At 65.2% G+C, this 5,165-nt stretch carries 6 protein-coding genes and 1 pseudogene; 3 read left to right on the forward strand and 4 right to left on the reverse strand.

The genetic code is table 11. The annotated features are described in order from the left end of the window. Positions 1–271 (forward strand): aldo/keto reductase (locus EOA38_RS27350; protein ID WP_145966085.1); only part of this gene is annotated, 271 nt, incomplete at its 5' end. 297 nt (positions 272–568) lie between these two features. After that, positions 569–1,189, forward strand: a complete 621-nt coding sequence (locus EOA38_RS27355) for a LysE family transporter (RefSeq protein WP_127300689.1) — start codon at positions 569–571, stop codon at positions 1,187–1,189. A gap of 3 nt (positions 1,190–1,192) precedes the next feature. On the opposite strand, the gene EOA38_RS27360 is transcribed toward EOA38_RS27355, so the two are convergent. Both EOA38_RS27360 and EOA38_RS27365 read right to left on the reverse strand, forming a co-directional pair. Then, positions 1,193–1,993 (reverse strand): 1-acyl-sn-glycerol-3-phosphate acyltransferase, encoded by an 801-nt coding sequence (locus tag EOA38_RS27360; protein WP_126091693.1) that lies wholly within the window; start codon positions 1,991–1,993, stop codon positions 1,193–1,195. 144 nt (positions 1,994–2,137) lie between these two features. Beyond that, complete coding sequence (locus EOA38_RS27365) at positions 2,138–3,040, reverse strand: LysR family transcriptional regulator (RefSeq protein ID WP_127300690.1); 903 nt, start codon at positions 3,038–3,040, stop codon at positions 2,138–2,140. 101 nt (positions 3,041–3,141) lie between these two features. Between EOA38_RS27365 and EOA38_RS27370 the strand changes: the two genes are divergently transcribed. Next, positions 3,142–3,759 carry a pyridoxamine 5'-phosphate oxidase family protein gene (locus tag EOA38_RS27370; protein WP_127300691.1) on the forward strand — a complete coding sequence of 206 codons (618 nt, stop codon included), beginning with the start codon at positions 3,142–3,144 and terminating at the stop codon, positions 3,757–3,759. Here EOA38_RS27370 and EOA38_RS27375 read toward each other — a convergent pair. Together EOA38_RS27375 and EOA38_RS27380 are read right to left on the reverse strand one after the other, a co-directional pair. Continuing rightward, on the reverse strand, positions 3,749–4,462 hold the full coding sequence (locus EOA38_RS27375; protein WP_245480927.1) for a YdcF family protein: 714 nt from the start codon (positions 4,460–4,462) through the stop codon (positions 3,749–3,751). The two genes, EOA38_RS27370 and EOA38_RS27375, sit on opposite strands and share 11 nt — an antisense overlap. A gap of 198 nt (positions 4,463–4,660) precedes the next feature. Continuing rightward, a pseudogene (locus EOA38_RS27380) lies at positions 4,661–5,165 on the reverse strand (ABC transporter permease); the annotation flags it as partial.

Here is a 5,165-nt window from a genome sequence, read left to right on the forward strand (position 1 = left end):
GGCCGATCTCGGCCAGAGCGAGCGCGGCGAAGACGTGGCCGAATATCTCAACGAGCGCGGCATGCGCATCCTCTCCGCGCTCGATGCCGCGGCTGGGCGCCACTCGGCCAGGCAGGCGGAAGTGGCGCTTGCCTGGATCATGGCGCGCCCAGGCATCACCGCGCCGATCGTCAGCGCCACGACATCCGCCCAGATGGACAGCCTGATCCGCGCCGCGTCGCTCAAGCTTTCCGCCGATGACATCGCCGCGCTGGACCGGGCCAGCGCCTAAGGCGTGCTGATATTCAGGTGATGCCGGCCTGCAAATGCCGGCTTCCTGCGCTTCCGGCCTTCGCCGGCCGAAGCACTCGTGAGTGGTGTGGCAGTTAAGGCTACGGCCGGCGTAGGCCGGTTCTCGGAACCCGCCCAGTTTGGTCGCTTCGCGCCCGTCTTCGACTCCGGCTCGGCCTGACCTGAATCTCAACACGCCTTACCCCTTAGGACCGTAAGGCGACGCACGATCATCCAAGACCTTGCGGGGAACCCCGCGATAATTCCTGCCGTATCGCGGCAGGAATTGGGGTTCGGCATGGCCGGAGTAATTCTGTCTGAAGCGCAATCCTGGCAGCAATTGCTGGCTCTGGTGGTTGCGGCCGCCGTCGTCATGGGCAGTCCCGGTCCGGCGACGATCAGCGTCACCGCCATTGGGGCCGCCTTCGGGCTGCGGCGCTCGCTGCGCTACACCTCGGGCGTGGTTCTTGGTACGGTCGCCGTGCTTCTCATGGTGGCTGTCGGCCTGGTCGGCGTGCTCGCCTCGATGCCGGGGCTGGCGCCTTTGCTGACAGCCGCTTCGGCCGCCTACATCCTCTACCTTGCCTTCAGGATCGCGACGGCGCCGCCGCTTGCCGAAGGAGGAAACAAGGCGGCGCGTCCCACCTTCGCTGGCGGCTTCATGCTCGCCGTCGCCAACCCGAAAGCCTATGTGGCGATCGGCGCCGTGTTCGCCGGCGCTTCGGCGCAGGGCGATGTGCTCGGCCTGCCGGCCAGGCTGCTGGTACTGGCAGCGATGATCGTCGCCATCCATGTCGTGTGGCTTCTCGCCGGAACGGTTTTCGCGCGGCTGCTGCGCAATCCGCTGGCGTCGCGGGCCATCAACCTGGTTTTCGCGGCGACGCTGGTGCTGACCACCGCCTTGGCGGCGATGCCGTGAGGGTCAGGCTTTCGTCGTTGCCGCGGTGCCAAGTTCCGCCAGCCGCTTCACCGCCGTCGGCGGCAGAGGCGGCGGGTTCGGCGCACGCGAGGCTTCGACCAGCAGCTCGTCGCAGGCGGCTTCCGTCTCGCCGATCAGCCGCTGCATGAATTCCTCCTTGTCGAGCCCGGGCGGGATCGGCGGCAGGAAGCGGGCCTTGATGGTGCCGGGGAAACGCAGGAATTTGCGGCGCGGCCAGTAGAGGCCGGCGACATGGGCGACCGGCACCACGGGGACGCCGAGCTGGGTATAGAGCTCGACGATGCCGTATTTGTAGGAGGGCTCGGCGCCCGGCGGGCGGCGGGTGCCTTCGGGGTAGATGATGAGCTGGCGGGGATTGCGCGCCATCTCCGCCTTCGTGGCGGCAACGACCGCCTTCAGCGCCTTGGAGCGGTTGCCGCGGTCGACCGGGATCATGCGCATCTTCATGATGTACCAGCCGAAGAAGGGGATCCAGGTCAGCTCCCGCTTCAGGATGTACAACGCGTCGTCGAGATAAGGAAAAAAGGCGATCGCGTCCCAGAAGGACTGATGCTTCGGCGCCAGGATGAAAGACCCGTCGGGCAGGTTCTCGACGCCCGTGATTTCGCTCCTGGTGCCGGCGATCTTGTCGTAGAGCCACATCGACGTGCGCGACCAGAATTTCGGCACGAACCAGGCGCGGTGGCGCGGCGACAGGAAATAGAAGGGCGTCCAGAAGATCATCTGGACGACCAGGCTGAGATAGAAGGCGAGGTTGAACGCCAGCGAGCGGATGTAAAGCATGCGGGAAAGGGCCCGGTGTGGAAGTGTGCGTTGGTTACACCAAGCGCGGGCAAAAAGGAAACGGCGCGGCAGTCGCGTCTCTACCTCTCTTGTTTTGCCGCAATTCCGGACGGAAAACCGCTTCACACTTTTCCTGGAATTGCCTTAAAGCGACCGCGCCAGCCGCTCCTTCAGGCGCGGCGCCGCGAAATCGAGGAAGGCGCGCAGCTTCACCGGCAGCAGGCCCTGGCCGGCATGCACGAGATTGACCGGCCATGGCGGCGGCTCGAACGACTCCAGCACCACACGAAGCGTGCCCGCGCGGACGGCGGCATCCGCCTGATAGGACAGCACCTTCGTCAGGCCGAGACCGGCGATCGCCGCGTCGATTGCTGCCTCGGCGGTGTTGACCCGCAGCCGTGAGCGGACCGGGACCGCGATTTCGCTTTTGCCGCTGACGAAACTCCATGTCGCGGGGGAGGCAAGCCCTTCGAAGGTTATACAGTTGTGGCCCGCGAGATCGCGCGGTTCGATCGGCGTGCGGTTTCCGGCGAGATAGGCCGGGCTGGCGCAGACGATGCGGCGGATCGAGCCGACGCGCTTTGCGACCATGGCTGAATCCGGCAGCTCGCCTATGCGCACGGCGAGGTCGACATGTTCCTCGACCAATTGGATGATCCGGTCGGACAGCGTCAGGCGGATGTCGACGTCGGGATAGGCGTCCAGAAAAGCAGTGACGACAGGCAGCACATGCAGGCGGCCGAAGACGACCGGCGCGGTGACGACCAGTTCGCCGGTCGGGTTCGTATATTCGCCGGCGGCGGCGCGCTCGGCCTCGCTCACCTCGCCAAGGATGCGGCGACAAGCGGCCAGATAGGACTGGCCGGCGTCAGTCAAAGCGAGCCGGCGCGTCGAGCGGTTGAGCAGGCGCGTCTTGAGGTGCTTCTCCAGATCGGAAAGCCTGCGGCTGACGGTCGCCAGCGGCATGCCGGCGCGCCGCGCGGCGGCGGAAAGACTGCCGGCCTCCACTGTGGCGACGAACAGGGACATGGCGTCGAGGCGATCCATGATTCTTCCATAAAATGGAAAGATGGATTGCAAGTATGCCCTCTGCATCCGGATCGTGGAAGTAGCTAAATGCCATGCCAGTTCGTCCGAGGAGCGCCGCCATGAATGCCTTTACCAGCGATGTGGCCTTCACGCCCACCGTCAAGGCGATCCAGTCCCGCAAGGGATCACGCGAGGCCTATGCTCGCGTCGAGGAGCGCGGCGGCTGGCGCGCTACAATCACGCCCGATCTCGCTGCCTTCATCGAGGCGCAGACCAGCGCGTTCCTGGCGACGGCCAATGGCGAGGGCCAGCCCTATATCCAGCACCGCGGCGGCCCTGCCGGCTTCCTCAAGGTGCTGGACGAGCACACGATCGGTTTTGCCGATTTTTCCGGCAACCGCCAGTTCATCACTCAGGGCAATTTGCAGGACAATGGACAGGCCTTCCTGTTCCTGATCGACTACATGCGTCGGCAGCGCATCAAGATCTGGGGTAAGGCGCGCGTCGTCGAGGACGATGCGGCGCTGACGGCAAGGCTGATGCCGGCAGACTACAAAGCGCGGCCGGAACAGGCGATCCTGTTCACGGTCAGCGCCTGGGATGCCAATTGCCCCCAGCATATTCCGCAGCGCTTCGAGGCGGCGGACGTGGCTGCGGCCCTTGCCGAACGCGACCGGCGCATTGCAAGCCTCGAGCAGGAAGTCGCGCGCCTGCGTGGAGGAGCAGCTACGGGATAACGTGGCTCGGCTGCTTTTCGTCCTTGGCCACCGAGGCTTCCGCGAGCGTGACGCCCTCGGCGCTTGGGCGAAGCGGAACGATGCCGCGCGCCAGCGCCAGCACATATTTGCTGTATTCGGTGAGCAGCACGCGCAACGCCTCCGGCTTGGTCAGCCAGCCGCCCTTGCCGAGATTGGTGTTGACCACGGGATAGGGTTCGAGCCTGGCGCCATGCAGCAGTCGGCCCATCTCGAGCAGGCTTCGCGGCATGTGATAATTGTTGGTGACGAGGATGACGCTGCCATAGGCGTGGCTTTCCACCCATTTGGCGCTTTCCTCGGCGTTGCCGACCGTGTCGAGCGCGGCTCGGTCGATGTCGACGCAGCAGGAGAACAACTGCTTGTCACCGCCCATCGCCGCCTGCAACTGACGGCGGCTGGCCGAGGGGTGGACGCCGCTGATCAAGAGCCGCTCGCCCTTGCCCGACGCTAAGAGATCCATCGCGGCGTCGAGCCGCGACTGGCCGCCGGTAAGCACGATGATGGCATCGGCCTTGGCCGGATTGGCCGGCGTCGTCATGTTGGAGACCTTGTCGGCAAACCACCCGAAGCCGCCGGCAAAAAGCGCCAACAGGGCAAGCACGAAGAAGCAGCAGATACGAAGCGCAAACCTGAGACGACCGGGCCTGGCGGGCACGGCGGCGCGCGCAAGCGCCGCTGGCATCCGTCCAGCCGTCCCGGTCGAGTCCCGCGCGTCCATCATCCCAGGTTAATCCTGAAACATCCTATGGTTAACCCTGAAATGCGGCCTTTGATAGATAAGGCGGCGCACATTGCGTTACGGCAGTTGCCCACTCTGTGATCGCTGTCCTGCCTGTGCTTTCAAGCCGGCTTTTGTTTTGTCCTACCGGTCGGATCATGATCAGCCCGCCTCCGGCTGGCGGATGTCGATATCGCTGAGATAGGTGACGACCGTGACATGCGAGGTCGCCGCCGTCAGCGCGCCGATCACCAGCACCATCAGGCCGACGCCGAGATAGCCGGTGGAGCCGATGGCGAAATTGCCGAACAGCGCGGTCGCCTGATCGGCCTCAGGCGTTGCCATGTTGCGCGACGACCACCAGGAAAAGACGATGAAGACGAGAATGGCGGCAGCGCCTCCGGCGGCGGCGCCCTTCATGCCGGTGACCAGGAAATGCCAGCGGAATTCACGCGCGATGAAGCGGGCCTCGGCGCCGACAAAATGCAGCACTTCGATGATGTGCCCGTTGCCGGCCATGGCGCCGCGCGTGGCGAACACCACCGTCAGCACGGTCGCCGACAATATCAGCGCCAGAACGGCAAAGCCGATCGTCACCGTCGTATGTGCCATGGCGACCAAACGGTCGACCCAGGTGCGATGGTCGTCGAGCGCAGCGCTCGGCAGC

It is taken from the genome of Mesorhizobium sp. M1E.F.Ca.ET.041.01.1.1, assembly GCF_003997355.1.
Lineage (GTDB): Bacteria > Pseudomonadota > Alphaproteobacteria > Rhizobiales > Rhizobiaceae > Mesorhizobium.